The organism is Streptococcus sp. ACS2, assembly GCF_000525585.1.
In the GTDB taxonomy this organism is placed as follows: Bacteria; Bacillota; Bacilli; order Lactobacillales; family Streptococcaceae; genus Streptococcus.
The window spans coordinates 1-26542 of record NZ_JALT01000038.1 but is presented as its reverse complement, the minus strand read 5'-3'; the positions used below and the strand labels follow the sequence as shown (position 1 = coordinate 26542).

The following is a 26542-nucleotide window of genomic DNA, read 5'->3' as shown; positions in this document are numbered from 1 at the left end:
GAGCTTTCAATTAGTTAGCCAATTTAGCTGCAAGACGTGATTTATCGCGGCTTGCTTTGTTTTTATGAATCAAACCTTTAGAAGCGGCTTTATCGATGCTAGCTGATGCAGCACGGTAAGCTTCTTCAGTTGGGTTAGCGTTGAATGCTTTAATAGCAGTACGCAAAGCTGATTTTTGAGCTGAGTTTTTTTCGTTTTGTTTAACGTTAAGTTCAGCGCGTTTGATAGCTGATTTAATATTTGCCAATGTTTTCACCTCCAAAATTTATCTAACTATGTCATTATACGTTATTTTAGGCCCCTTGGCAAGCTTTTTCTATTTTTTTAAGTGGATGAAGTCGATTTTATGATTGTCTCCCTTGTGAAGAATCAGTTCAGCTCGACTTCGTGTAGGTTCGATATAATTTTCCAGGTTAACCAAATTGATATCACGCCAGGTTTTTTGTGCTAAAGATAAAGCTTCATCCTTACTAAATTTAGTGAAACGATGGTAGTAGTTATTTTCATCTTTTTTGGCGAGCTCAAGAAGGGTTTGAAAACGTTCGAGATACCAGGATTCGATATTATTAACTTCAGCGTCAATGTAGAGAGAAAAATCAAAATAGTCACTCATGTAAAGTCGTTGGTTAATAGGGTTCTGGAAAACATTAATCCCTTCGACAATTAGAAAATTGGGCTGTCTGATTTCTTGGGTAAGTCCTGGTACAATATCATAAATTTCATGAGAGTAAACAGGAATATTGACATCACCACCATTTTTTATAGTATCTAAAAAGTTGAGAAGAAGTGGCATATCGTAGGACTCAGGGAAGCCCTTACGATTAAGGATGCCTTTTTCTTTCAAGGTTTGGTTAGGATAGAGAAAGCCATCAGTTGTCACAAGTTCAACATTAGATTGGGGAAAGGTACGCTGCAACAAGAGTTGAAGCAAACGACTGGTAGTGGATTTGCCAACAGCAACTGAACCAGATACCCCAATAATAAATGGACGGTTAGTCTGTGATTTTTGTAAAAAGATACTCTTAGAAAAGGTTAGATCGTTGGCAGTTTTCTGATAGATACGAATGAGATTGATAAGGGGAAGATAAATGTCACTAACTTCTTGCACATCAATCTTATCATTAAGGCTTCGAATGGAATCCAGTTCTTCTGCAGTCAATGGGGCATTGTCCTCTTTATGAAGGCGTTGCCATTCCTTGCGTGATATCGTTTCGAAATTGATAAATTCATTTAGCATAAATAACATTATAGCAGAAAAAAAGGTCGAATGTAAGCCTTGTCATTTCACTAGCCTTACTTTAGTATTTATGATACGATAAAGAAAAAGTACTATCTAGAAGGAAAAAATAATGTCAAAAATGTATTATGCTGAGACGCCAGATGCGGCTCATGATATTCATGATTTAAAGGTTAATTTATTAGGAGAAAGTTTTCAGTTTTATACAGATGCTGGGGTTTTCTCTAAAAAAATGATTGATTTTGGGAGTCAAGTGCTTTTGAGTGCATTAGATTTGGAAGCTGGCAAAACGCTTTTAGATGTGGGTTGTGGCTATGGTCCTCTCGGTATCAGTTTAGCCAAGGTCCAAGGAGTTAAAGTCACTATGATTGACATCAATAGTAGGGCGATTGATTTAGCTAGACAAAATGCTCAACGAAATAAGGTTGAAGCTACTATCTTCCAATCAAATATCTATGAAAATGTCACTGGAAGTTTTGACTATATTATTTCTAATCCACCTATCCGTGCGGGCAAGAAGGTGGTTCATCAAGTGATCGCGGAGGCATATGATTATCTCAATCAAGGTGGTAACCTAACTATTGTTATTCAGAAAAAACAAGGTGCTCCGTCAGCTAAGGCTAAGATGGAGGATGTGTTTGGTAATGCTGAAGTCGTTAAAAAGGATAAAGGATATTATATCCTTAGAAGTGAGAAAATATGAGAACAGTTGATTTAATTGAAAAGAAAAGAGATGGTGGGGAGTTAAGCACAGCGGAAATTTCATATCTCATTAATGGCTATGTGTCTGGGGAAATACCTGACTATCAGATAGCTGCTCTGGCGATGGCGATTTATTATCAAGGTATGTCTATTCGTGAAATCCATGATTTGACCACTGATATGGTTGCTTCAGGCGAACAATATGATTTGTCAGAAATTCCAGGTGTTAAGGTAGATAAACATTCGACCGGAGGCGTTGGTGATAAGGTAACCATCATTCTGATGCCGCTTGTAGCTAGCTTTGGTGTTCCAGTGGCTAAGATGAGTGGTCGTGGTCTCGGACACACAGGTGGAACGATTGACAAATTAGAGTCTATCAAAGGCTATCAGGTTGAGCGTAGTAAGGAAGAATTCATTCAGCAAGTTAAAGACATTGGGATTTCCCTTATTGGTCAGTCTGAGCATTTGGTTAAGGCTGATAAACTTCTTTATGCCTTGCGTGATGTCACTGCAACAGTAGATTCCATTCCTCTAATCGCAAGCTCTGTTATGTCCAAAAAGATAGCAGCAGGCGCTGATAAGATTTTACTGGATGTTACTGTTGGTCAAGGCGCTTTCATGAAAAATATGTCTGACGCTGAGAAGTTGTCTGAGACCATGGTTGCACTAGGTCATGAGGTCAATCGTGAAACCATTGCAGTTATTACAGATATGAGTCAGCCACTAGGTAAGGCTATTGGTAACCGTTTAGAAATCACAGAGGCTATTGAAATTATGCAAGGTAAGGGACGTGAAGATATCACTGACTTTATCTGTGAGTTGGCTGAGATTCTATTAGATTTAGCTCAGGTTGAAGCTAGCCAGGAAGAGATTCGTCAGCACTTAGTGGGTGGAAAAGCCCTTGCTAAGTTTGAAGAACTCATTCAAGCTCAAGGTGGTGATTTGACCGATCTTTATCGTTATAGCAGTGCGCCTGTCGTGACAGATATTCATGCTCATGAAACAGGTTACATTAAAGAGTTACCTGCTATGGCATTTGGAAAATTTGCTATGCAATTAGGAGCAGGTCGAGCTACGAAGTCAGATAGTCTTAATTATGAAACAGGAATTGTATTTGAAAAGAAAGTTGGCGATTCTGTGACTCAGGGAGACCTTATTGCCAAGGTCTATAGCCAAGAAATTTTATCTGAAAAAATGCTGACTGAATTCGAAAAAAATGTTATTATGGGTAGTGAATGTAAAGAAACGACAGAAATATTAAAGATAATTCGCTAACCCTTAATTTAATTCTAATCAAGGAGTTTGTTTATGTCTGTTAATAGCTATATTGACCATACCTTACTAAAAGCTGATGCTAATAAAGAACAGATTCTTTCCTTAATTGATGAGGCTAAGAAGTATGAGTTTGCCAGCGTCTGTGTTAATCCAACTTGGGTCAAAACGGCATCTGAATTGCTTAAAGATAGTTCTGTTAAAGTTTGTACAGTTATTGGTTTTCCTTTGGGAGCATCGACTTCTGCAGTTAAGGCATTTGAAGCCAAGGATGCTATTGCCAATGGGGCGGATGAAATTGATATGGTAATCAATATCGGTGCTCTTAAATCTAGAAATCTAAAATTAGTTGAAGATGATATTAAAGCTGTTGTTGAAGCTAGTGGAAGTAAACTTGTAAAGGTTATTATTGAAACTTGTCTATTGACTGATGAAGAAAAGGTCGAAGCTTGCCAATTAGCAAAACTGGCAGGTGCAGATTTTGTGAAGACATCGACAGGGTTTTCTACTGGTGGTGCTACCATTGAAGATATTGAGCTTATGCGAGAAGCTGTTGGTCCTATTATGGGAGTCAAGGCATCTGGTGGAGCACGTACACTTGAGGCGGCTAAAGCCTTTATCAAAGCTGGTGCAACCCGTATTGGTACTTCGTCAGGAGTGGCCATTATGAAAGGGCAAGAAAGTCATGATAGCTACTAAAAAAGAGAAAGTAATAAAAGCAGCACAAGAGGCAGCTGAAAATGCCTATGTTCCTTATTCTCAGTTTAGAGTCGGAGCTGCATTGCTTACAAAGAATGGGCGCATTTTTCAAGGATGTAACATTGAGAATGCCTCATTCGGATTGACCAATTGTGCAGAAAGAACAGCCATTTTTAAGGCGGTATCTGAAGGGTATAGAGACTTTGAATGTCTCGCAGTATACGGAGATACCAAAGAGCCTATCTCACCGTGTGGTGCTTGTCGCCAAGTGATGGTCGAATTTTTAAAATCTGATTCTAAAGTGATTCTTATCGCTGAAGATAAATCGACAGTCGAGATGACAGTCGGAGAGTTGTTACCATACTCTTTTACGGACTTACAATAGTCTAGTTGTTTTATTCTTTATTAAGCAAGTTTTCTTGCAAGTTATAGGAGGAGTGTTCAAGATGAAATTGAACAAGAAAATTATCGGTCTTGGCCTTGTTGCTGTTGCAGCACTTGGTCTTGCAGCATGTGCACGTGGCGGACGCGGCGGATCATCAGCTGATTCAAAAGTTAAAGCTGCTATCGTTACAGATACTGGTGGGGTAGATGATAAATCATTTAACCAATCAGCATGGGAAGGTCTTCAAGCTTGGGGTAAAGCTAACAAACTTGAAAAAGATTCTGGCTACAATTACTTCCAATCTGGTTCAGAGTCTGACTTTGCAACAAACTTGTCTTCAGCACAAAGTCAAGGATACAATCTCATCTTTGGTGTTGGTTTTGCTCTTCATGATGCAGTAGCAGACGCAGCTAAAGAACACGAAGATGTGAACTATGTAATTATTGACGATGTTATTAAAGATCAAAAGAACGTTGAGAGTGTTTTGTTTGCCGATAATGAAGGTGCTTACCTTGCAGGTATCGCAGCAGCTATGCAATCAAAAACAAATAAAGTTGGTTTCATCGGTGGTCAAACATCAGACACAATTACACGTTTTGAAGCTGGTTTCACAGCTGGTGCTAAGTCAGTAAAACCTGACATCGATGTACAAGTTCAATATGCTGAATCATTCTCTGATGCAGCTAAAGGGACAACAATCGCTTCAACAATGTACGCTTCAGGCGTTGACGTAATCTACCAAGCTGCTGGTGGTACTGGTACTGGTGTCTTCACAGCTGCTAAAGAAGTTAACGAAAAGCTTGATGCTGAAAGCGATAAGAAAGTATGGGTAATCGGTGTTGACCGTGACCAAACAGCAGAAGGTAATTATACATCTTCAGACAAGAAAAAATCTAACTTTGTTTTGACTTCAACAATCAAACAAGTTGGTACAGTTGTTAAAGATATTGCTAACGGACAAGTCAAAGGCGATAAATTCGAAGGTGGTAAAACTAAGACTTACGGTATCAAAGACGGTGGTGTTGACATTGTAACGTCTAATCTTCCTTCAGATATCAAAGATGCAGTAGAAAAAGCTAAAGAACAAATCAAAAATGGTGAATTGAAACCAACTGATGGTCTTAGCAAATAATAGTTAAGTATAAGTCTTTATAGAACTTAGACTGAGACAAATTTTTGTCTCAGCAAAGGGAAGCAGTTAATGATCCCCTTTGCTGAAATAAAAATTATTCTTGGAAGGAGATTGTATGACGAAGCCAAATGTCATTGAGATGCACAATATTACCAAAAAATTTGGTGAATTCGTGGCAAATGACCATATCAATCTTGATGTGAGACAAGGAGAGATCCATGCCCTCCTCGGTGAAAATGGTGCAGGTAAGTCAACTTTAATGAATATGCTTTCAGGTCTTTTGCAACCTACGAGCGGTACCATTAAGGTTAAAGGACAAGAGGTGACGATTGATTCACCATCTAAAGCAACGAAACTGGGGATTGGGATGGTTCACCAACACTTTATGTTGGTTGAAGCTTTTACAGTTGCTGAAAATATCATCCTGGGTAGCGAGGTAACTAAAGCTGGTGGTGTCCTTGATATGAAGAAGGCTATCAAGGAAATTACTGAACTCTCTGAAAGATACGGTCTTGCGGTAGATCCAACTGCCAAAGTTGCAGATATCTCTGTTGGTGCTCAACAGCGTGTTGAAATCCTTAAGACTTTGTATCGTGGGGCTGATATTTTGATCTTCGATGAGCCGACTGCGGTATTGACTCCGTCTGAAATTACTGAACTTCTAAACATTATGAAGACCTTGGTTAAGGAAGGCAAGTCGATTATTCTGATTACCCATAAGTTGGATGAAATTCGAGCAGTTTCTGACCGTGTCACTGTCATTAGACGTGGTAAATCAATTGATACGGTAACGATTGAAGGGTCAACAAATGCTGACTTGGCCGAAATGATGGTTGGTCATCAGGTTTCCTTCAAAACAGAGAAAATTCCTTCAAATCCAAAAGAAGTTGTTCTTTCTATTAAAGATTTGGTGGTTAACGAGAACCGCGGAATTCCTGCTGTTAAAAATCTGTCTTTAGATGTTCGTGCTGGTGAGATCATCGGTATTGCCGGTATCGATGGCAATGGTCAGACAGAACTTGTCCAAGCGATTACAGGGCTTCGTAAAGTTAAGTCAGGTGATATTACTATCAAGGGTGAATCGATTATTCATAAGACAACTCGTCAGATTACTGAAATGAGTGTTGGGCATATTCCTGAAGATCGTCACCGTGATGGTATGGTCCTTGAAATGACAGTTGCTGAAAATATCGCTCTTCAAACCTACTACAAAGAACCAAATTCTAAGAATGGTATCTTAAACTATAATGTCATCAATGCTAAAGCGCGTGAATTGATGGAAGAATTTGATGTTCGTGGTGCAGGAGAGTTAATTGCTGGTGGTGAATTGTCAGGTGGTAACCAACAAAAAGCTGTTATCGCTCGTGAGATTGACCGTGACCCAGAACTTCTTATTGTAAGTCAACCAACTCGAGGTCTTGACGTTGGTGCCATTGAGTACATCCGTAAACGTATTATCGCAGAACGTGATAATGGTAAGGCTGTGATTGTTGTCAGCTTTGAATTGGATGAAATTCTTGATATGTCAGACAGAATTGCGGTTATCTATGATGGTGCAATTCAGGGAATTCTAGATCCTGCTGAAACGAATAAGCAAGATCTTGGTATTCTTATGGCTGGTGGACAATTGAATAAGGAGGAAGCAAATGTCTAAAAAAGTACAAAATTGGGCAGTTCCTTTAATTGCTGTCCTCTTGGGAATGCTGATTGGAGCCGTTTTGATGTTGATTTTCGGTTACGATCCATTCTGGGCTTACTATGATCTTTTCACAACGGCCTTCGGCTCATTGAAAAATATTGGTGAAATTCTTCGTGCCATGAGTCCGCTGATTCTGATTGCACTAGGATTCTCTGTTGCATCTAAGGCAGGTTTCTTTAACGTTGGTTTGCCAGGACAAGCCTTGGCAGGATGGGTTTCTGCCGTATGGTTTGCTTTGTCATTCCCTGACTTACCAAAGGTGATTTCAGTTATCTGTACAGTCATTATCGGTCTGGTTGCAGGTGGTATCGCTGGGGCTATTCCAGGTATTCTCCGTGCTTACTTGGGAACTAGTGAGGTCATTGTTACCATCATGATGAACTACATCATTTTGTATGTAGCAAACAATATTATTCGCTTTGGATTTACATCTGATATGTTGCGTTCTTCAGAAGCTTCTAACAAGGTTGTAGCCTCAGCTAGTTATCAAACAGAGTACTTATCTCAAATAACTGGTGGTTCGCGTTTCAATATTGGTTTCTTCCTGGCACTTGCGGCTGCCTTCTTAGTTTGGTTCTTGCTTAAGAAAACAACAACTGGTTTTGAAATTACATCTGTAGGTCTTAATCCTCATGCTTCAGAGTATGCAGGGATGTCATCTAAACGTGTTATTATCATGTCAATGATTATCTCAGGTGCTCTATGTGGTCTTGGAGGAACAGTAGAAGGACTTGGTACATTCCAAAATGTCTTCGTTCAAAACGCTTCATTGGCTATCGGTTGGAACGGTATGGCGGTTGCGCTTTTAGCGTCTAACTCACCTATCGGTATCCCATTTGCCGCCCTTCTTTATGGTGTTTTGTCTATTGGTAAGAGTGGTATGATTGGTGTTCCACCTGAAATTATCGATGTTGTTTCAGCCTTGATCATCTTCTTTGTTGGTGCTAATTACATCATTAGATATTGGGTTCGCCCTCGTCATAAATCAGTGAAAGCTAAAGGAGGACAAAACTAATATGGACTTTATTACAATTATAGCCTTGATTGTTGCCTCTATGTTGAAGTATTCAGCACCATTGATTTTTACAAGTATTGGTGGAACTTTCTCTGAACGAGGCGGTATCGTAAATGTCGGCCTTGAAGGAATTATGGTAATTGGTGCTTTCGCAGGTGTTCTCTTTAACTTGACTTTTGCAGAAAGTTTTGGAGATGCGACACCTTGGATTGCTGCGATTGTAGCAGGTCTGGTTGGTGTTCTCTACTCATTACTCCATGCTGTTGCGACAATTAACTTCCGAGCTGACCATGTTGTCTCTGGTACAGTGTTGAACCTTATCGCACCATCTTTGGCAGTGTTCTTGACACGTGTTATCTATGGTGCTGGTCAAACACCTGCTATCAGTCATAACTTTAAGACTGTATCCTTCCCAATCTTGGATCAAGTCCCTTTCTTGGGTAAAGTTTTCTTCACTAATGTTTCTTTGGTAGCATATGTTGCTATCTTGGTTTCAGTAGCATCATGGTGGCTCATCTTTAAGACACGCTTTGGTTTGCGACTTCGCTCAGTTGGTGAACACCCACAGGCAGCAGATACACTTGGAATTAACGTCTATCGTATGCGTTACTATGGCGTCATGATTTCGGGCTTCCTTGGTGGTGTTGGTGGTGCGGTTTATGCACAATCAATCTCAAACAACTTTGCCGTTACAACAATTGCAGGTCCTGGTTTCATCGCCTTGGCTGCTATGATTTTCGGTCGTTGGAGTCCAATTGGAGCTATGCTCTCAAGTTTGTTCTTTGGATTGTCACAATCATTGGCAATCATTGGAAAACAGCTTCCACTCATTTCACATGTACCAAATGTGTATTTGCAAATTGCACCATATATCTTGACAATTATTGTCTTGGCTGCTTTCTTCGGTAAAGCCGTTGCACCTAAAGCAGATGGTGTTAACTATATCAAATCTAAATAGGCACTCTACAGTGTCTCAGATAAGAAGGTCTATCGGCCTTCTTTTTTATTCGAATAAAAAAGCTTGTCAATACTCACTAAAGTAGGTATGACAAGCTTTTGTTTTTATGAAAAATATGGGTTAAAGACCTTCTCGTGACCAATAGTGGTATCCCATCCATGTCCTGGGAAAACTTTGTAGTGGTTAGGAAGTGTAAAAAGTTGCTCTTGAATACTAGTGAGTAATTGTTCGTGGTTCCCTGTTGGAAGATCCCAGCGTCCAATTGTTTCTTTAAAGAGGGCATCACCAGAAAATACAGTTTCTTCTCTATCAAAGATAAAAGAAACACCTCCAATAGAGTGTCCTGGAGTTGGAACAACTTTAAACTGAAAGTTCTTGATGTTATAATCTTCAGTAAAATCGAAGTAGTGTTCTGCAGGATTGACAATAACGTCTTCCATATCGTCGTGACGTGGGAGTCCAGATAAATTATCAATAGGACTCATCAACCAGTCTTTTTCAGCTTCAGTAACATAAACAGGAGGATTATAAGCCTGACGGACTGCCTCAACACTCATAATGTGGTCGTAGTGTGTATGTGTCAAAAGGATAGCAGCAACTGGTTTGTCGATTGCTTTAAGTTCAGCTAAGATAGCAGAAGTATCACTTCCTGGATCAATGACTAGACAGGCTGTATCGTTTTCTAAAATATAGGTGTTTTCCTGAGCAACAGGATTTAAAATTCGTCTTATTTTCATAGTTCTAGTGTAGCACGAATTTCAGGCTTTTTCCAATATCAGAATGATGGCTTTGTCTTTTTTTGGTGCTTTGTATATGCTATAATAAGGTCACTATGAGTGAAAAAAACACGAATAAATATGCCATTGTTGATTTGGAAGCAACCTCCGCTTCGTCAACGGCTAGTATTATACAGGTGGGAATTGTTATCATGCAAAATGGTCAGGTGGTTGACGAATTTGCGAGTGATGTTAACCCACACCAAGAACTCGATGAGCACATTGTTCATTTAACAGGAATTACCGATCAGCAGTTGGCCCAAGCACCAGATTTTTCAGAAATTGCTAGAACAATTTTTGAACTGATTGAGGACTGTATTTTTGTTGCCCATAATGTTAAATTTGATGCCAATTTGCTTGCAGAGGCACTTTTTATGGAAGGTTTCGAATTAAGGACGCCTCGTGTTGATACGGTCGAATTGGCTCAGGTCTTTTATCCAACGTTCGAACAATATAAGTTATCTCATTTATCCAAGGTTCTTAATCTTGACTTAGCTCAAGCCCATACCGCTATTGAAGATGCGAGAGCGACCGGACAGCTTTTGTTTCATTTGATGGATAAGATTGCCAGCTTACCTAGACAGACCATTGAGATGCTTTTGACTTTTTCAGATAATCTTCTTTTTGAGACTGAGTTGGTTATTCGTGATGCTATAAGAGGTCAAAATTTAGGTCTTTCAAAGGAATATGTCATGCTTGAAGAATCTGGAATTGTTCTTCGTAGACCTGTGGCTTATAAGGCGGAACGAAAACTGTCTCAAGATTTTGCTACCAATATTGCTCTCTTGGATTTAGAGTCAAGACCTAAACAAAGAGAGTTTGCTGAGGTAGTAAGGAAGGAGCTTGATAATTCTGCTATTTCCATGATTCAGGCTCAGACTGGAATTGGGAAAACCTATGGTTATTTGCTTCCCTTGTTAGCACAATCTGATGTCGATAAAGTAGTAGTAGCTGTTCCAACCAAGCTTCTTCAAAATCAGATTATGAATCAGGAAGCTAAAGCATTATCGGATGTCTTTAATATTAACTTTCATAGTCTCAAAGGACCTCAGAATTATATCAAGTTAGATGCCTTTTACCAGACCTTACTTCGTCAGGACAGTAACCGTTTGATTAATCGTTACAAAATGCAACTCTTAGTTTGGTTGACTGAAACGAAGACAGGGGATCTCGATGAAATCAGACAAAAACAGCGCTATATGGCCTATTTTGATGAGATTAAGCACGATGGTAAGTTAAAGGTGGATAGTCTTTTTGCTGAATATGATTTTTGGCAACAGTCCTACCAAAAAGCCCAAGAAGCTAGGGTAGTTGTGACCAATCATGCTTATCTTTTGACGCGTATGGAAGATGATCATGATTTTGTTCGAGGAAAAAATCTTGTGATTGATGAGGGACAAAAGATGGTTCTGGCTTTGGAACAATTTTCACGTCATCAAGTCAATCTTACAGTGCTTTTGCAACATATCCATCGTATTCTTGATAGTGGTAATCAAACCTTACTTCAACAACGCTTGCTCGAAAATTTGCAGTTTGAAGTTAGCCATCTAATCCAAGAACACCAACAATTTCCTCAGAAGCAGTATAATCGCCAGCAATTAGATCGTTTGCTACAAACCATTTCTGAACTGGAAGGTGAAAGTGATTTGATGGAGATGTTGTCTCCACTGAAGACACCCCTTTACAGCCATTTTTGGCTTGAAACAGACTATTATCAGGAACATCGTGTGACTTATTTAAAGGCGTCACGTCAAGAACTCTTAGAACTTTCAGCTTATCTACCAAGTGCTCAAAAAGTGATAATTGTTTCAGCAACTATTGATGTAGGACCTGATGTTGATGTGGCTGATTTGTTGGGCTTAAAACAGGTACGTAAGGTTAACCTTCCAATGGACACTTTACCCAATCAAGCTATTTGGATTGATCAAAGCATGCCTATGATTGGAGTTTCTTCTGAGGAGGAGTATGAAGTTGCTCTTGCAAAGCGTCTCCAGAAGCTATCTGAAATGGAATATCCAATTTTAGTACTATTCACGTCTCGAAAGAGTATGATGGCTGTTTCGGATTTATTGGATCATAGGGAAGTGCGTCACCTAACTCAAGAGAAAAATGGGACAGCTTTTAATGTCAAAAAACGTTTTGATAGAGGTGAGACCAATCTCCTTCTTGGTATGGGGTCATTCTGGGAAGGCGTTGACTTTGCTCAACAAGATAGGGTAATTGAGGTTATTGCACGTCTGCCGTTTGACAATCCTAAGGATCCTTTCTATCAAAAGATTGAATCTTGGTTTTCTAAGCAAGGAAAGAGTACCTTTGAGAGTTACAGTCTTCCAATGACGGTTTTACGTTTCAAACAAGCTATCGGACGTGCCCAAAGACGCCCAGAACAGCGTTCAGCTATTCTTCTTATGGACAATCGCCCACTCGTTAAGAGCTATGGAAAACTATTTCTAAAAGAAGTCACACAAGAAGTGGCGCTTAAGTATGCTAAGTTTGAGCAAGTCAAAGAGGATATTAAGGATTTCTTAGAAAAAGAAAGTTAACTTTTTAAAACAAACCTTTTCTAAGATTACTCAGGCTTTATGAATTTTACTGAGTTATAAAAAAGATAGACTTAATTGCTCAATACTAGCTATATTGCTATGTAAAGATTTATCATTTTCTGATATAATAAATTCAGAAACTTTTTTAGGAGGCATTATGCGTAAACAACGTTCACCTTGGACAAAAAAGCAACAGCTCATTTTTGGAATAATTGTAATCGTTGTGACCTTAATTGCCTCTGTGACTGCTATTCTTATTGTAGCGACTAAGCCTTACGTAGACGCTGAAAAGAAGGTTATTGCCATAGCAGAGAGCAAAGCAGACATAAGGACCGTTACTGAATTTGATATTTACCATGGTGAGTCTACCTATTACGGACTTCTTGGAAAGTCTAGTCAAGGTGAGAAGCTGGCTGTTATCATGAGTCCTGATTCAGGTGTGGTTGATATCTACAAGCAATCTGATGGTATTAGTAAGTCAGTCGCTAAGAAAGCTGCTAAGGCCTATGGTGCTAAGGAGATATCCTATGTCCACCTAGGAAAATATGGCAAAACTCCTATTTGGGAAGTGAAGTCAGGAACCCAGTATTATCTGGTTGATTTTATCTCAGGTCAGGTTATTAAAGTGGAAGGACTATAATGAAATGACAAAATTATCAAATCGTGTATTACAAATGGAAGAAAGTGTTACTTTAGCTGCCAGTGCGCGTGCTAAAGCTCTTAAAGCTCAAGGACGTGATATCTTGAGTTTGACACTTGGTGAACCAGATTTTGTAACACCTAAGAACATTCAAGATGCGGCCATTGCTTCTATTGAAAATGGTAAAGCAAGTTTTTATACCGTGGCTTCTGGACTTCCGGAACTCAAGGATGCGATCAGCACTTACATGGAAAATTTCTATGGTTATGCTGTGAAACCAAATGAGGTTGTTGTCGGCACTGGTGCTAAGTTTATCTTATATGCTTTCTTTGCTACGGTCATTAATCCTGGTGATGAAGTCATTATTCCAACACCTTGCTGGGTTTCTTACGTAGACCAAGTTAAAATGGTTGAGGGTGTTCCGGTTACTTTCCAAACGACTGAAGCTAATCACTTTAAAGCAACGGTTGAACAGCTTGAAGCTGCTCGAACTGAAAAAACTAAGGTTGTCTTGCTTAATTCTCCATCAAATCCAACAGGAATGATTTACAGCAAGGAAGAATTGCAAGCAATCGGTGACTGGGCGGTTGAGCACGATATCTTGATTTTAGCAGATGATATCTATGGACGTTTGGTCTATAATGGCAATACTTTCACCCCAATTTCAAGCTTGTCAGATGCGATTCGTAAGCAAACAATTGTGATTAATGGTGTTTCTAAGACCTATGCTATGACAGGTTGGCGCGTGGGATTTGCTGTAGGAGATCCAGAAATTATTTCAGGAATGGCGAAGATTATTAGCCAAACAACATCAAATCTTACAGCAGTTTCTCAATACGCTGCTATTGAAGCCTTAACTGGTGATCAGTCTTCTATCGAAGAAATGCGTCAGGCCTTTGAAGAACGTTTGAATACAATTTATCCACTCCTAGCTGAAGTACCTGGTTTTGAAGTCATCAAACCTCAGGGTGCCTTTTACCTCTTCCCTAATGTTAAAAAAGCGATGGAAATCAAGGGTTATACAGATGTCAATGATTTTACAAACGCTATTCTTGAAGAGGCTGAAGTGGCTTTGGTAACAGGTGCAGGATTCGGGGCACCTGAAAATATTCGTCTTAGCTATGCAACAGACTTGGATACTTTGAAAGAAGCAGTCCGCCGAATCAAAGCCTTTATGGAAAAATAGAATTAAAATAGATCAAAAGAAAAGAGAAGTAATTACATGTCTAAACAATTAGTTTCAATTATTGATGTGCCTAAATACGTGGGTGAAGAAATCACTATCGGTGCATGGGTAGCTAACAAATCAGGTAAAGGGAAATTGGCCTTTCTTCAATTGCGTGATGGGACTGCCTTCTTCCAAGCTGTAGCTTTCAAACCTAACTTCATCGAAAAATACGGTGAAGAAGAAGGTACTGAAAAATTTGATACTGTTAAACGCCTTAGCCAAGAAACATCAGTTTATGTGACTGGTGTGGTCAAAGAAGATGAACGTTCAAAATTTGGTTACGAGTTGGATGTGACAGCAGTAGAAGTCATCGGTGAGTCACATGATTACCCAATCACACCAAAAGAACACGGAACTGACTTCTTGATGGATAATCGTCACCTTTGGTTGCGTTCGCGTAAACAAATGGCTGTCCAACAAATTCGTAATGCGATTATTTACGCAACATACGAATTCTTTGATAAAAATGGTTTCATCAAATTTGATAGTCCAATTTTGTCAGGAAATGCTGCTGAAGATTCAACAGAATTGTTTGAAACAGATTACTTTGGTACTCCTGCTTACCTAAGCCAATCTGGTCAGCTTTACCTTGAAGCTGGTGCAATGGCTCTTGGTCGTGTCTTTGATTTTGGTCCTGTTTTCCGTGCTGAAAAATCAAAAACACGTCGTCACTTGACTGAGTTCTGGATGATGGATGCTGAGTATTCATTCCTGACACATGATGAGTCACTTGACTTGCAAGAAGCTTATGTTAAAGCACTTATTCAAGGTGTGATTGATCGTGCGCCACAAGCTCTTGAAATCCTTGAACGTGATGTGGATCTTCTTAAGAAATACATTGCTGAGCCATTCAAGCGTGTGTCTTATGATGAAGCTATCGACCTTCTTCAAGCACATGAAAATGATGAAGATACAGATTACGAGCACCTCGAACATGGGGATGACTTCGGTTCACCGCACGAAACTTGGATTTCAAACTATTTTGGTGTTCCAACATTCGTTGTTAATTATCCAGCAAGCTTTAAGGCCTTCTACATGAAACCTGTTCCTGGTAATCCAGAGCGCGTTCTTTGTGCAGACCTTTTGGCTCCAGAAGGTTATGGTGAAATCATCGGTGGTTCAATGCGTGAAGATGACTATGATGCCCTTGTAGCTAAAATGGATGAACTCGGAATGGACCGTTCAGAATACGAATTCTACCTTGACCTTCGTAAATATGGTTCAGTACCACATGGTGGTTTTGGTATCGGTATTGAACGTATGGTTACTTTCGTAGCTGGCACAAAACACATTCGTGAAGCTATTCCATTCCCACGTATGTTGCACCGTATCAAACCATAAGTAAAATTCTCTAGGAGTGCAAAAGTATGAAAAGATGGTTTCTTGGTCTATTGGCCTTACTTTGTATGGTTTCGATGGTAGCTTGTAGCAAGTCTGCTCCCTCACTAGAGGGTGAATGGCAGGCACAAGATGCCTTAAAGAAGGATTATACTATTGTCTTCAAGAAAGATAAGGTCAAGATTGGTGATCAGGATTATAACTATACAGTGGATGGTCCCAAGTCTAAAGATGACTTTACCTATTATTCGCTAAAAGTAAAAGATCAGGGGAAAGAGACGTTTTATACGGTATTTTTCCCAACTAAATCCAAAGAGGTTGCTCTTTTTCTACAACCAAATGATGAGAAAGAACCTATTAAGGGTCAAATGCTCTTTGCACTTAATAAAAAAGAAAAACCAGACTACTATAGCTATGTCAAAAAGTATCTGAAATAGTAGGAGAAGGATTAGCCTAGTGCTGATTCTTTTCTTTTTGGAATTATATGTTTCAATTTTCAGAATATTTTGTTATAATAGCAACATATTAGTCAAAGGAGAACTATCATGGCAAAAACTATTCATACTGATAAAGCACCAGCAGCAATCGGACCTTATGTTCAAGGTAAAATTGTTGGCAATCTTTTGTTTGCTTCTGGTCAAGTACCATTGTCACCAGAAACAGGTGAAATCATTGGCGAAACAATTCAAGAACAAACAGAACAAGTTCTTAAAAATGTTGGGGCTATTTTGGCAGAAGCTGGTACAGACTTTGACCACGTTGTCAAAACAACTTGCTTCCTAAGTGATATTAACGATTTCGTTCCATTTAACGAAGTGTATGCAACTGCCTTTACATCTGATTTTCCAGCACGTTCTGCAGTAGAAGTGGCACGCTTACCAAAAGATGTTAAAATTGAAATCGAAGTTATTGCTGAGATTGATTAAGGAAGGGAGCCTTGGCTCTTTTCTTTTTTTCTCAACTATGATAAACTATTAATGATAAATCATTTTCGATGTTTGGGAGACACCATCGCTAAAAAAAACCATTACTGGCGTTTTTTTTGGCTCCCTCAAGGAGCCTTTTTATGTGTCTCAAACATCACGAATAAAGAGGAATATTATGAAACGTCAATCAGCTTTGGTCGTCTTTAGTGGCGGTCAAGATTCTACTACTTGCCTATTTTGGGCTCTAAAACATTATGAAACAGTTGAATTAGTTACTTTTGCTTACGGGCAACGTCATAGCTTGGAAATTGAAGTAGCTAAAGAGATTGCACGAGAACAAGGGCTTAAACACCATGTTTTAGATATGTCTTTGCTTGGTCAAATTACTGAAAATGCTTTAACATCTGATATTGAGATTGAGGCAGAAGAAGGTGAAGTTCCTAATACTTTTGTGGACGGGCGTAATCATCTTTTCCTTTCTTTTGCAGCTGTTCTGGCTAAGCAACGTGGTATCACTGACATTGTTACGGGTGTTTGTGAGACAGACTTTTCTGGTTATCCAGACTGTCGTGATGTTTTTGTCAAATCGCTTAATGTCACACTTAATCTAGCCATGGCCTATGATTTTGTTATCCAAACTCCTCTCATGTGGTTAGATAAGGCTGAGACTTGGGCTTTGGCTGACCAACTTGGAGCTTTCGACTATGTTCGTGAAAAAACGCTAACTTGCTATAACGGTATTATTGGGACTGGTTGTGGGGAATGTCCTGCCTGCCATTTGCGTCAAAAAGGACTTGAAAAATATCTAGCAGAAAGAGGAGAAGCTTAATGTTCTTTGCACCGAAAGAAATCAAAAAAGAAACAGGTGAGTCTTTGGTTTACAATCCTCACCGTACAATGGTTTCTAAAGAGTTTACTTTTGATGCTGCCCACCATCTCTTTCATTATGAAGGCAAATGCAAATCGCTTCATGGTCATACCTACCATCTTCAAATAGCAGTGAGTGGTTACTTGGATGAACGTGGCATGACCTACGATTTTGGTGACCTCAAGAGCATTTATAAGGACCATTTGGAACCTCAGTTAGATCACCGTTATCTCAATGAGACTTTGCCTTATATGAACACAACTGCGGAAAATATGGTTTTCTGGATTTTCCAGACGACGAGTCAACATCTGCCAGAGGAGAGGGGACTTCGTTTGGAATATGTACGCCTTTATGAAACACCAACAGCCTTTGCAGAGTTTAGACGGGAGTGGTTGGATGACTAGAGAACGTGTACTCAAACTACCAGTACTTGAAATTTTTGGACCAACCTTTCAAGGGGAAGGGCGAGCAATTGGTCAAAAAACCATGTTTGTAAGGACAGCAGGATGTGATTACCACTGTGATTGGTGTGATTCTGCCTTCACTTGGGATGGTTCAGAAAAGCCAACTCGTATGACAGCTGACGAAGTCATTAAAGCTTTGGATGCGCTAGGAACTTACGACTATGTTACTCTATCTGGAGGAAACCCAGCTCTGCTAGCGGCTAATATGGCTGAACTCGTTTCAAAACTCAAGGCAAGAGGCGTAACCCTGGCCGTTGAAACACAGGGTTCTCGCTGGCAGGAGTGGCTAAAGGAAATTGACCAAGTAACCTTAAGTCCTAAACCGCCATCATCCAAGATGGAAGTCAATATGGAAACCCTTGACTTTATTGTTTCTCAGCTTGATCCTGATAAAGTTACCTTCAAGGTTCCTGTTTTCGATGATACAGATTTAGCCTTTGCTAAAATGATTCAGGAACGTTATCAGCCAGATGTCATGTTTCTTTCAGCTGGTAATCCTGAACCTAAAGCAGAGGGTAATATTGTCCAACATCAATTAAATCGCCTAAAAGAACTATGGGAGACTGTAGCTGCTGATAATTCGTGGGGCAATGTGCGTGTCCTCCCTCAGCTTCATACCCTACTCTATGATAATGAGCGTGGTGTCTAATCTTCACAGTCTTTAAGATTAGAATTGATAGTATTTTGACTTTTTTGATGATTAACATTAGAAATTTGGATTAAAAATCGACTATATAAAGGTCTAGAAAAATTAACAACGAAGGAAGAAAAATGTCACAACAAGAAGAAATGAAAAACCTCACTCTCCTTGGTAATAAGGAGACACCTTATATTTTTGAATACTCTCCACAAGTCTTGGAGTCTTTTGATAATCGTCACACTGATAATGATTACTTTATCAAATTCAACTGTCCAGAATTTACGTCACTTTGTCCTATTACTGGCCAACCTGATTTTGCAAGTATCTATATTTCTTATATTCCAGACCAGCTCTGCGTTGAGTCTAAATCTCTAAAGCTTTACCTCTTTAGTTACCGTAATCACGGAGACTTCCATGAAAACTGTATTAATACTATTGGTAAAGATTTGGTGGAGCTTTTGAACCCTCGTTACTTAGAAGTTTGGGGTAAATTTACACCTCGTGGTGGTATTTCTATTGACCCTTATTATAATTATGGTCGTCCAGAAACTAAGTATGAAAAGATGGCAGAACAACGTCTTTTTAATCACGATCTTTACCCAGAAAATATTGATAATCGTTAATATCATGCTAAAAGTCCTTATGTTAAGGGCTTTTTTTATTTTGTTAAACACCAGTCTTTAGGGTGTAAAAGAAAGCTAATCAATAATTTTTTACAAGTAAAAGTAAGGTCATTGTTAGTTTTTTATTGGTCTGTTCTTAGAAAGTTCTATTATTAAAATAATTTGACAATAGAAGTATTATCTCCTACAATTAAAGTAAAACAGAAGCGTAAGCGCTTGCTTATAAAAGGTATATTTGTTTTTAAAAAAGGGGATGAAGACAATGAGAAAAAGTTTACGTCTATTTTCGTGCGCTGTTTTAGGGGCAGCAATATTAGCACCAACGGTAGTTGGTAATGATCATGCACAGGCCGATAGTTATTATGGCCGAGGTTACTATAATAACTATTCTTATAATCCATGGTATAGCAACTATTATCCAAACTATGGTTATAACTACGGATACAATGGTTATTATCCAGGCTATAATTACAATTATGGCTATAACTACGGTTACAATAATTACTATCCAAACTATAACTATGGCTATAATTATGGCTATAACAACTATAATCCTGGTTACAACAACTATAACGAATCAGGTACTTACCGCTATAGTAATGGTTACTTGTACTACATCTTGAGTGATGGTAGCTACTATGTTAACTATAACGGTCGTTGGGTTCGTGGTGGTGACTATAATAACAACAATAGTGGTTCTAATAATACACCAACGACAGGATATGAGGTTTTGAGAAATGACCCTCACTACCGTTACGAAAATGGTACTCACTATTATTTGAAAGATAATGGCGATTACTACTATTATTCAAATGGTAAGTGGGTGCTTGTTAAGGCTTCAAGCACAGATTCTGAAGCTCCAACAACTTCAACTGTGGATTCAACGTCATCAGCAAGTTCAGAAGTAGCCTCAACTGTGGATTCAACTTCATCAGCAAGTTCAGAAGTAGCCTCAACCGTGGATTCAACTTCGTCTGCAAGTTCAGAAGCAGCGTCAACTGTAGATTCAACTTCATCAGCAAGTTCAGAAGTAGCCTCAACCGTGGATTCAACTTCGTCTGCAAGCTCAGAAGTAGCTTCAACTGCCGACTCAACTTCGTCTGCAAGTTCAGAAGTAGCTTCAACTGTTGACTCAACGTCATCAGCAAGTTCAGAAGTAGCCTCAACTGTAGATTCAACTTCAGAAGCGGCTTCAACTGGTAACTCAAGTTCGACTGTAACTTCTGAATCTTCTTCAACAGCAACTTCAGAGACAGGTTCAACATCAGAAACAAGTTCTGAAGCTCCTGAACTTGAAAACCCACCATATGCGCCTGAAATAAACATTGACTATGATAAGTTGCCAAAACCAACATTGCCACCAACAGATTATCGCATGCAGTCAGACCCACGATTTGTAGATGACAACGGTACGTATTACTACCGTGTCGCTATGACTGATGAGGAAAATGCGCGTGGTATCGATGGTTACTACAAATGGGTTGATGGTAAGTGGAAACTCTACAATGGTACTGCCAATGATGACCCTGAGCTTGATCCAGATTTCCATAAACCAGCAGGAAACGACGAATACATGTACGATGACAACGCATCAAGTGTTAAGTTGTATTCTGAAAATGTAGTTGGTACTGGTAAAGCGGGAGAAGCTCTTCCATTCCAAAATGTTGATGAATTCAAAGACTATGTCATTAATAATCTTGCTCCAAAATTCATAGACAATGCTGGCTGGGATTGTAATGTAACTTGGGAAATTGAAGATGTTGATAACTTCAATGCTTCTAAAGGCAGTGCTTGGGCACGTGATTATGTGATTACAGCTAATCTCAAGAGTGGTGTTGACGACAAAAAATATAGTGATGTTGAATTTGGATATGTTAAATTTATTTATCATGTAGAACCAACTGAAAACTCTGATTATGTTGAAGTTGATTCAGCTAAGGCTGCCTTTAATGAAATCAATGCTCAACGTACAGCTGCCGGTTTACCAGCGCTTACATGGTCTGATGATCTTTACAATAGCACAACTCTTCCACACGCCAAAGATATTTCACATACTTACAACAGTGACGGTATTGTTTACCGTCGTGAATCTGATGGTTCAGTTGTTGCAAATAAATGGTTGAGCAGTGGTATTCGTGAACTTCTCATGAGTCCAGATGCTACTCAAGCTGCAGTGGCTTGTGTTGTCGCAGGTGATGGTACTTACTACTGGACTTTGAATTACCAATAAGAAGATGTTAAATTAATTGTCCCAATAATGAGGAGTCTGAGGTTAGTCTTGGACTCTTTTCCTTTATCTATTGAACGTTTAAGCTTTCAATATGGTATAATAGAGCCTAGAAAGAAGGCGAAAATATGCAGGTTAAGAGAGTTCAGGATTATATCTCTAAAGAGTGGTTCGATGAAACCGATGGCTCCTATTTCGAACGACTAAATAGTCGTTTGCAGGTGCTTTTGAAAAAAGATTATCCTGATTTACAAGGACATGATTTCATTAGTAATATTAGCCTTTTGGATTATAGGTTAGTTTTTCTCGACGAGATTATTGCAAATGCTAATGAGAAAAATGAGCACGTGCGTGAAACAGTTCATGATGTGACCAAGAGTTTGCTCTACGAGGACCAGGATGTCCAGGAACAATTGGATAGTCGAATTACTTTTGGTCAAAAAGTGGCGGATGAAGTGGCCCGATTTGGTGGATCTTGGACTTTTATCTTGTCATTTGTTGCTTTTATGGCTATTTGGATGGGGCTGAATGTTGTTCAACCCTTTGGGATTGCCTTTGATAAGTATCCTTTTATTCTGTTGAATCTGGCCTTGTCCACTCTAGCTGCCGTTCAGGCACCATTGATTATGATGAGTCAGAATCGGGCATCGGATTACGATCGATTGCAAGCACGAAATGACTATAACGTCAATAAACAATCAAAGGAAGAAATCCGACTTTTACATGAAAAAATTGATCACTTGGTGCAACAAGACCAATCAGATTTGCTTACTATTCAAAAATTGCAGACAGAAATGATTATGGGGGTTAGCCAACAAGTTGAAAAAATGTCAGACGATATTCGTGTCTTGAAAGAAGAAAGACTAGAAAGGGAGTCTCATGGGAACGAAAAAAATTAATTTAGTTGTTGTAACAGGGATGAGCGGAGCAGGTAAGACTGTAGCGATTCAATCCTTTGAGGATATTGGATACTTCACTATTGATAATATGCCACCTTCTTTGGTACCAAAGGTTATCGAATTGGTAAAACATAGTGAAGAGACAGATAAGATTGCTCTTGTCGTTGATATGCGAAGTCGCTTGTTCTTCGATGAAATCAACGATATTTTGGATAAATTAGAAAGCAATGAGGAACTTAATTTCAAGATTCTTTTCTTGGACGCTACGGATGGTGAATTGGTTTCTCGTTACAAAGAGACACGTCGTAGTCACCCACTGGCGGCAGATGGCCGTGTTTTGGATGGCATCAAGTTAGAGCGTGAGCTTTTGTCACCGCTTAAGAGTTTGAGTCAAAACGTAGTTGATACGACAGAATTGACTCCGCGTCAACTTCGTAAGGCTATTTCTGAACAGTTTTCATCTGAGCAAGACCAATCTTCTTTCCGTATTGAAGTTTTGAGTTTTGGTTTTAAATATGGACTGCCATTGGATGCAGATCTGGTTTTTGATGTCCGTTTTTTGCCAAACCCTTATTATGATCCTGCCCTTCGTAACCTCACAGGTTTGGATAAAGAGGTTTTTGATTACGTCATGAAGCATACGGAATCAGAAGACTTTTACAATCATTTGACACAGCTTATTAAACCAATCTTACCTGGCTACAAAAGAGAAGGTAAGTCTGTTCTTACTATTGCTGTTGGGTGTACGGGTGGTCAACACCGTAGTGTAGCTTTTGCACATCGTCTAGCCCAAGATCTAAAAAATGATTGGACAGTCAATGAAACACATCGTGATAAGGATCGACGTAAGGAGACGGTGAATCGTTCATGAAAAAACCAAGAATTACAGTAATAGGTGGGGGAACTGGTATTCCAGTCATTCTTCGTAGTTTACGTCATAAGGATGTTGATATCACTGCTGTGGTAACTGTAGCTGATGATGGCGGTTCTTCAGGAGATTTGCGTGATATCATGCAACTGACACCTCCAGGGGATTTGCGTAATGTTTTGGTAGCTATGAGTGATATGCCTAAACTTTATGAAAGAGTTTTCCAATATCGTTTTGATAAAACCGATGGCGCTTTGGCCGGTCATCCACTCGGAAATCTAATCATCGCTGGAATTTCTGAAATGCAGGGATCTACCTATAATGCCATGCAGCTTCTGACGAAGTTTTTCCACGTCACAGGTAAGATTTATCCTGCCAGTGAGACTGCCTTGACGCTTCATGCTGTTTTTCAAGATGGTCATGAAGTAGCAGGTGAGAGTAGTATTGCCCAGTACGATGGCATGATTGAGCGCGTTTATGTGACCAATACCTATAATGATGAAGAGCCTAAGGCCAGTCGTAAGGTTGTTGATGCTATTATGAATAGTGATATGATTGTTTTAGGTCCTGGGTCTCTCTATACATCGATTTTGCCCAACCTGGTGATACCAGAGATTCGTCAGGCTCTTATTGAGACCAAGGCTGATGTCACATACATTTGTAATATTATGACGCAGTACGGAGAAACTGAGCAATTTTCAGATGCCGACCATGTGGCTGTTCTTAATCGTCATCTTGGCTCCGATGTGATTGACAATGTCTTAGTTAATATCAAGAAAGTGCCTAAGGAATACATGGCAAGTAATAAATTTGATGAATACCTTGTTCAGGTTGAGCATGATTTTGAGGGCTTACGTCGTGAAGCAAAAACAGTTGTTTCTTCTAATTTTTTGCGACTTGAAAATGGTGGTGCCTTCCACCATGGCGACTTGGTAGTGGATGAGCTCATGCATCTAGTGAGGAATAAGTCATGAGTTTCACAATTAAGGTTAAAGAAGAGATAATTGCAGCTTCAAGCAAAGACAAGGCTGAATTGTCGGCATTGATTAAGATGTCTGGTTCTGTTGGATTGACCAACCAAGGATTGACTCTTTCTATCTCAACAGAAAACGCAAAGATTGCGCGACATATCTACCAATTAATGGAAAGTCGTTATCAGAGTAATCCTGAATTGAGACATCATAACAAGACTAATCTCAAGAAAAATCGTGTTTACACGGTTTTTGTAGCTGACCATGTCAATGATATTTTGTCCGATTTACAATTGGCGGATTCTTTCTTTGGCTTTGAAACAGGCATTGAAACATCAGTAATGGAAGATGATGAAGCTGGAAGATCCTATTTACGAGGTGCTTTTTTGGCGACTGGAACAGTTCGTGATCCTGAAAAAGGCCGTTATCAATTAGAGATTTTTTCCGTTTACCAAGACCACGCAGAGGACTTGGCTTCTCTCATGAAAAAATTTATGCTCGATGCCAAGGTTTTGAGTCATAAAAATGGTTTTGTGACCTATCTTCAAAAAGCTGAGGATATTATGGATTTCCTCCTTGTTATTGGTGCAATGAACTCTAAGGATACCTTCGAAGAGGTCAAAATTATGCGAGAGACCAGAAATGATCTGAATCGTGCCAATAATGCGGAAACAGCTAATATTGCTAGAACGATTAGTGCTAGTATGAAAACAATTAATAATATTATCAAGATTATGGATACGGTTGGCTTGGAGATTTTACCTGTGGAGCTGCGCCAAATTGCCCAACTCCGTATTGCCAATCCAGATTACTCTATCCAGCAAATCGCAGATAGTATAGAACCTCCTCTGACCAAGAGTGGTGTCAATCATCGTCTCAGAAAAATTAATAAAATTGCGGACGATTTGTAAGTAGAAAGGAAGCTTTTATGGCTTGTACAACGATTTTAGTAGGTAAGAAAGCCTCATATGATGGCTCTACCATGATTGCACGTACTGAGGATTCTCAATCTGGCGTTTTTACGCCCAAAGAATTTCTCGTCGTGACCCCTGAAGACCAACCGCGTCATTATCAGTCTTTGCTTAGCAAGTTTTCAATTGATTTGCCAGATAATCCTCTACGTTATACTTCTGTTCCAGATGCACTTGGTAAAGACGGTATCTGGGGTGAAGCTGGTATTAACTCATCTAATGTTGCCATGAGTGCAACAGAAACAATCACCACCAATGCGCGTGTACTCGGTGCAGACCCTCTTGTTAAAGATGGTTTTGGAGAAGAGGATATGTTAACATTGGTCTTGCCATATATCAAGACGGCGCGTGAAGGTGTCCTTCGTTTGGGGCAACTTCTTGAAACTTACGGAACTTACGAATCTAATGGTATTGCTTTCTCAGATACTGAAGAAATTTGGTGGCTAGAGACCATTGGTGGTCACCATTGGATTGCAAGACGTGTTCCAGATGATGCCTATGTCACTAACCCAAACCAACTTGGCATCGATCACTATGAGTTTGAAAATCCAGACGACTATTTAGCCTCACCAGACATTCGAGATTTTATTAATAAACATCATTTGGATCTGACTTATTCTAATGAACACTTTAATCCACGTTATGCTTTTGGTAGCCAACGAGATAAGGATCGTCATTATAATACACCACGTGCCTGGGCAATGCAGAAATTCTTGAACCCAGAAAAAGATTATGATCCAAAATCATTCTTTATTCCATGGTGTCAAAAACCATACCGCAAAATTACAGTTGAAGATGTTAAATATGTCTTGAGTCTTCATTACCAAGATACACCTTACGATCCTTATGGACCTCAAGGAGATGCGGTGAGTCAACGCCAATTCCGTCCAATCGGTATCAACCGTACTAGTCAAACAGCTCTCTTGCAAATGCGTCCTAACAAACCGTCAGAAACGACTGGTATTCAGTGGTTAGCCTATGGATCAATGCCATTTAGTACAATGGTGCCATTCTGGACTCAAGTCGGAACAACACCTGCTTATTTCCGTCAAACAACTGATAAAGTGGATACAGGTAATTTCTACTGGAGTAATCGCTTGATTGCTGCTATCTGTGATCCTCATTTCCAACAGCATGAAGCTGATTTGGATGCTTATGTAGAAACAACTATGGCTCTTGGCCATGCTATGATTAATCATGTAGATACTGCTTTAGCAAATGGTGAGAGTATTGATTTTGAAGCTGAAAATCAAAAAATTAGTGATAAGATTCAGTCAGAAACAGATAAACTATTGGCAAAAGTCTTAGATGATGCAAGTAATTTGATGACCAATCGTTTTTCTATGAGTGATTAAAGTCATCAAAAAAGCCTTTCCATAAAATTGGAAAGGTTTTTTAGTATTGTAAACATTACTTGTTTTCTTTATCCAGTTTCGAGAGGAGCTGATAAAGCGTAATAAA

At 39.3% G+C, this 26542-nt stretch carries 27 protein-coding genes; 24 read left to right on the top strand and 3 right to left on the bottom strand.

Annotated elements, in window-relative coordinates:
* Nucleotides 1-10 precede the first annotated feature (10 nt).
* Nucleotides 11-247 carry a 30S ribosomal protein S20 gene (gene rpsT, locus HMPREF1517_RS07615; protein ID WP_004182129.1) on the bottom strand — a complete coding sequence of 79 codons (237 nt, stop codon included), beginning with the start codon at nt 245-247 and terminating at the stop codon, nt 11-13.
* 69 nt (nt 248-316) lie between these two features.
* Nucleotides 317-1237, bottom strand: coding sequence for a type I pantothenate kinase (gene coaA, locus HMPREF1517_RS07610; protein WP_013990467.1), 921 nt, complete (start codon nt 1235-1237; stop codon nt 317-319).
* Nucleotides 1238-1349: 112 nt separating this feature from the next.
* Between coaA and HMPREF1517_RS07605 the strand changes: the two genes are divergently transcribed.
* The 8 genes from HMPREF1517_RS07605 (at nt 1350) to HMPREF1517_RS07570 (ending at nt 9099) form a co-directional block, all read left to right on the top strand.
* Nucleotides 1350-1940 carry a class I SAM-dependent methyltransferase gene (locus HMPREF1517_RS07605; protein WP_013990468.1) on the top strand — a complete coding sequence of 197 codons (591 nt, stop codon included), beginning with the start codon at nt 1350-1352 and terminating at the stop codon, nt 1938-1940.
* Entirely contained in the window at nt 1937-3214 is a 1278-nt protein-coding gene (locus HMPREF1517_RS07600; protein ID WP_013990469.1) for a pyrimidine-nucleoside phosphorylase, read from the top strand. The genes HMPREF1517_RS07605 and HMPREF1517_RS07600 overlap by 4 nt, the downstream gene beginning before the upstream one ends.
* A 33-nt stretch (nt 3215-3247) precedes the next feature.
* Nucleotides 3248-3910, top strand: a complete 663-nt coding sequence (gene deoC, locus HMPREF1517_RS07595) for a deoxyribose-phosphate aldolase (RefSeq protein ID WP_013990470.1) — start codon at nt 3248-3250, stop codon at nt 3908-3910.
* Complete coding sequence (locus tag HMPREF1517_RS07590) at nt 3897-4295, top strand: cytidine deaminase (protein ID WP_037600754.1); 399 nt, start codon at nt 3897-3899, stop codon at nt 4293-4295. The genes deoC and HMPREF1517_RS07590 overlap by 14 nt, the downstream gene beginning before the upstream one ends.
* Before the next feature lie 67 nt (nt 4296-4362).
* Complete coding sequence (locus HMPREF1517_RS07585; RefSeq protein WP_277619197.1) at nt 4363-5427, top strand: BMP family lipoprotein; 1065 nt, start codon at nt 4363-4365, stop codon at nt 5425-5427.
* A 115-nt stretch (nt 5428-5542) separates the two neighbouring features.
* Nucleotides 5543-7081 carry an ABC transporter ATP-binding protein gene (locus HMPREF1517_RS07580; RefSeq protein ID WP_037600751.1) on the top strand — a complete coding sequence of 513 codons (1539 nt, stop codon included), beginning with the start codon at nt 5543-5545 and terminating at the stop codon, nt 7079-7081.
* Nucleotides 7074-8141: an ABC transporter permease gene (locus HMPREF1517_RS07575; RefSeq protein WP_037600749.1), complete on the top strand. Its 1068-nt coding sequence runs from the start codon at nt 7074-7076 to the stop codon at nt 8139-8141. The genes HMPREF1517_RS07580 and HMPREF1517_RS07575 overlap by 8 nt, the downstream gene beginning before the upstream one ends.
* 1 nt (nt 8142) lies before the next feature.
* Nucleotides 8143-9099, top strand: a complete 957-nt coding sequence (locus HMPREF1517_RS07570; RefSeq protein ID WP_037600746.1) for an ABC transporter permease — start codon at nt 8143-8145, stop codon at nt 9097-9099.
* 104 nt (nt 9100-9203) lie between these two features.
* On the opposite strand, the gene HMPREF1517_RS07565 is transcribed toward HMPREF1517_RS07570, so the two are convergent.
* On the bottom strand, nt 9204-9836 hold the full coding sequence (locus HMPREF1517_RS07565) for an MBL fold metallo-hydrolase (RefSeq protein ID WP_037600743.1): 633 nt from the start codon (nt 9834-9836) through the stop codon (nt 9204-9206).
* A 95-nt stretch (nt 9837-9931) separates the two neighbouring features.
* On the opposite strand from HMPREF1517_RS07565, the gene HMPREF1517_RS07560 reads away from it, so the two are divergent.
* The 16 genes from HMPREF1517_RS07560 (at nt 9932) to HMPREF1517_RS07485 (ending at nt 26436) form a co-directional block, all read left to right on the top strand.
* Nucleotides 9932-12418: a bifunctional DnaQ family exonuclease/ATP-dependent helicase gene (locus tag HMPREF1517_RS07560; protein WP_037600740.1), complete on the top strand. Its 2487-nt coding sequence runs from the start codon at nt 9932-9934 to the stop codon at nt 12416-12418.
* A gap of 157 nt (nt 12419-12575) precedes the next feature.
* A complete protein-coding gene (locus tag HMPREF1517_RS07555) occupies nt 12576-13058 on the top strand; it encodes a cell wall elongation regulator TseB-like domain-containing protein (protein ID WP_037600738.1) in 483 nt (160 codons plus the stop codon).
* Nucleotides 13059-13062: 4 nt separating this feature from the next.
* Entirely contained in the window at nt 13063-14244 is a 1182-nt protein-coding gene (locus HMPREF1517_RS07550) for a pyridoxal phosphate-dependent aminotransferase (protein ID WP_037600734.1), read from the top strand.
* Nucleotides 14245-14280: 36 nt separating this feature from the next.
* Nucleotides 14281-15627 carry an asparagine--tRNA ligase gene (asnS, locus tag HMPREF1517_RS07545; RefSeq protein WP_037600731.1) on the top strand — a complete coding sequence of 449 codons (1347 nt, stop codon included), beginning with the start codon at nt 14281-14283 and terminating at the stop codon, nt 15625-15627.
* Nucleotides 15628-15653: 26 nt separating this feature from the next.
* Complete coding sequence (locus tag HMPREF1517_RS07540) at nt 15654-16061, top strand: hypothetical protein (RefSeq protein ID WP_037600729.1); 408 nt, start codon at nt 15654-15656, stop codon at nt 16059-16061.
* A gap of 108 nt (nt 16062-16169) precedes the next feature.
* Nucleotides 16170-16550 (top strand): RidA family protein, encoded by a 381-nt coding sequence (locus tag HMPREF1517_RS07535; RefSeq protein ID WP_002891112.1) that lies wholly within the window; start codon nt 16170-16172, stop codon nt 16548-16550.
* A 175-nt stretch (nt 16551-16725) separates the two neighbouring features.
* Complete coding sequence (queC, locus tag HMPREF1517_RS07530) at nt 16726-17379, top strand: 7-cyano-7-deazaguanine synthase QueC (protein ID WP_037597875.1); 654 nt, start codon at nt 16726-16728, stop codon at nt 17377-17379.
* Nucleotides 17379-17822 (top strand): 6-carboxytetrahydropterin synthase QueD, encoded by a 444-nt coding sequence (gene queD, locus HMPREF1517_RS07525; RefSeq protein WP_037600727.1) that lies wholly within the window; start codon nt 17379-17381, stop codon nt 17820-17822. The genes queC and queD overlap by 1 nt, the downstream gene beginning before the upstream one ends.
* Entirely contained in the window at nt 17815-18531 is a 717-nt protein-coding gene (queE, locus tag HMPREF1517_RS07520) for a 7-carboxy-7-deazaguanine synthase QueE (RefSeq protein ID WP_022496683.1), read from the top strand. The genes queD and queE overlap by 8 nt, the downstream gene beginning before the upstream one ends.
* A gap of 122 nt (nt 18532-18653) precedes the next feature.
* Entirely contained in the window at nt 18654-19145 is a 492-nt protein-coding gene (gene queF, locus HMPREF1517_RS07515) for a preQ(1) synthase (RefSeq protein WP_003097375.1), read from the top strand.
* A gap of 262 nt (nt 19146-19407) precedes the next feature.
* On the top strand, nt 19408-21375 hold the full coding sequence (locus HMPREF1517_RS07510) for a CAP domain-containing protein (protein ID WP_037600720.1): 1968 nt from the start codon (nt 19408-19410) through the stop codon (nt 21373-21375).
* 125 nt (nt 21376-21500) lie between these two features.
* Nucleotides 21501-22271, top strand: a complete 771-nt coding sequence (locus HMPREF1517_RS07505) for a DUF1003 domain-containing protein (RefSeq protein WP_037600718.1) — start codon at nt 21501-21503, stop codon at nt 22269-22271.
* The gene (rapZ, locus tag HMPREF1517_RS07500) at nt 22252-23142 is read left to right on the top strand and encodes an RNase adapter RapZ (protein WP_037600714.1); all 891 of its coding nucleotides are present in this window, start codon (nt 22252-22254) and stop codon (nt 23140-23142) included. Before HMPREF1517_RS07505 ends, rapZ begins: the two co-directional genes overlap by 20 nt.
* Nucleotides 23139-24113 carry a YvcK family protein gene (locus HMPREF1517_RS07495; protein WP_002891102.1) on the top strand — a complete coding sequence of 325 codons (975 nt, stop codon included), beginning with the start codon at nt 23139-23141 and terminating at the stop codon, nt 24111-24113. Before rapZ ends, HMPREF1517_RS07495 begins: the two co-directional genes overlap by 4 nt.
* Nucleotides 24110-25021: a DNA-binding protein WhiA gene (whiA, locus tag HMPREF1517_RS07490; protein WP_004182012.1), complete on the top strand. Its 912-nt coding sequence runs from the start codon at nt 24110-24112 to the stop codon at nt 25019-25021. Before HMPREF1517_RS07495 ends, whiA begins: the two co-directional genes overlap by 4 nt.
* A gap of 17 nt (nt 25022-25038) precedes the next feature.
* Nucleotides 25039-26436, top strand: a complete 1398-nt coding sequence (locus HMPREF1517_RS07485; protein ID WP_037600710.1) for a C69 family dipeptidase — start codon at nt 25039-25041, stop codon at nt 26434-26436.
* The last annotated feature ends 106 nt before the right edge of the window (nt 26437-26542 follow it).

What these genes read in the sequence shown, in the direction of transcription:
- HMPREF1517_RS07540 (WP_037600729.1), top strand. Translation starts at nt 15,654, where the DNA reads ATGAAAAGATGGTTTCTTGGTCTATTGGCCTTACTTTGTATGGTTTCG.
- HMPREF1517_RS07495 (WP_002891102.1), top strand. Translation starts at nt 23,139, where the DNA reads ATGAAAAAACCAAGAATTACAGTAATAGGTGGGGGAACTGGTATTCCA.
- HMPREF1517_RS07600 (WP_013990469.1), top strand. Translation starts at nt 1,937, where the DNA reads ATGAGAACAGTTGATTTAATTGAAAAGAAAAGAGATGGTGGGGAGTTA.
- deoC (WP_013990470.1), top strand. Translation starts at nt 3,248, where the DNA reads ATGTCTGTTAATAGCTATATTGACCATACCTTACTAAAAGCTGATGCT.
- HMPREF1517_RS07605 (WP_013990468.1), top strand. Translation starts at nt 1,350, where the DNA reads ATGTCAAAAATGTATTATGCTGAGACGCCAGATGCGGCTCATGATATT.
- queF (WP_003097375.1), top strand. Translation starts at nt 18,654, where the DNA reads ATGTCACAACAAGAAGAAATGAAAAACCTCACTCTCCTTGGTAATAAG.
- HMPREF1517_RS07535 (WP_002891112.1), top strand. Translation starts at nt 16,170, where the DNA reads ATGGCAAAAACTATTCATACTGATAAAGCACCAGCAGCAATCGGACCT.
- HMPREF1517_RS07565 (WP_037600743.1), bottom strand. Translation starts at nt 9,836, where the DNA reads ATGAAAATAAGACGAATTTTAAATCCTGTTGCTCAGGAAAACACCTAT.
- HMPREF1517_RS07570 (WP_037600746.1), top strand. Translation starts at nt 8,143, where the DNA reads ATGGACTTTATTACAATTATAGCCTTGATTGTTGCCTCTATGTTGAAG.
- HMPREF1517_RS07510 (WP_037600720.1), top strand. Translation starts at nt 19,408, where the DNA reads ATGAGAAAAAGTTTACGTCTATTTTCGTGCGCTGTTTTAGGGGCAGCA.
- HMPREF1517_RS07580 (WP_037600751.1), top strand. Translation starts at nt 5,543, where the DNA reads ATGACGAAGCCAAATGTCATTGAGATGCACAATATTACCAAAAAATTT.
- queC (WP_037597875.1), top strand. Translation starts at nt 16,726, where the DNA reads ATGAAACGTCAATCAGCTTTGGTCGTCTTTAGTGGCGGTCAAGATTCT.
- whiA (WP_004182012.1), top strand. Translation starts at nt 24,110, where the DNA reads ATGAGTTTCACAATTAAGGTTAAAGAAGAGATAATTGCAGCTTCAAGC.
- rapZ (WP_037600714.1), top strand. Translation starts at nt 22,252, where the DNA reads ATGGGAACGAAAAAAATTAATTTAGTTGTTGTAACAGGGATGAGCGGA.
- asnS (WP_037600731.1), top strand. Translation starts at nt 14,281, where the DNA reads ATGTCTAAACAATTAGTTTCAATTATTGATGTGCCTAAATACGTGGGT.
- queE (WP_022496683.1), top strand. Translation starts at nt 17,815, where the DNA reads ATGACTAGAGAACGTGTACTCAAACTACCAGTACTTGAAATTTTTGGA.
- HMPREF1517_RS07560 (WP_037600740.1), top strand. Translation starts at nt 9,932, where the DNA reads ATGAGTGAAAAAAACACGAATAAATATGCCATTGTTGATTTGGAAGCA.
- coaA (WP_013990467.1), bottom strand. Translation starts at nt 1,237, where the DNA reads ATGCTAAATGAATTTATCAATTTCGAAACGATATCACGCAAGGAATGG.
- HMPREF1517_RS07590 (WP_037600754.1), top strand. Translation starts at nt 3,897, where the DNA reads ATGATAGCTACTAAAAAAGAGAAAGTAATAAAAGCAGCACAAGAGGCA.
- HMPREF1517_RS07550 (WP_037600734.1), top strand. Translation starts at nt 13,063, where the DNA reads ATGACAAAATTATCAAATCGTGTATTACAAATGGAAGAAAGTGTTACT.
- HMPREF1517_RS07505 (WP_037600718.1), top strand. Translation starts at nt 21,501, where the DNA reads ATGCAGGTTAAGAGAGTTCAGGATTATATCTCTAAAGAGTGGTTCGAT.
- HMPREF1517_RS07555 (WP_037600738.1), top strand. Translation starts at nt 12,576, where the DNA reads ATGCGTAAACAACGTTCACCTTGGACAAAAAAGCAACAGCTCATTTTT.
- HMPREF1517_RS07575 (WP_037600749.1), top strand. Translation starts at nt 7,074, where the DNA reads ATGTCTAAAAAAGTACAAAATTGGGCAGTTCCTTTAATTGCTGTCCTC.
- HMPREF1517_RS07485 (WP_037600710.1), top strand. Translation starts at nt 25,039, where the DNA reads ATGGCTTGTACAACGATTTTAGTAGGTAAGAAAGCCTCATATGATGGC.
- queD (WP_037600727.1), top strand. Translation starts at nt 17,379, where the DNA reads ATGTTCTTTGCACCGAAAGAAATCAAAAAAGAAACAGGTGAGTCTTTG.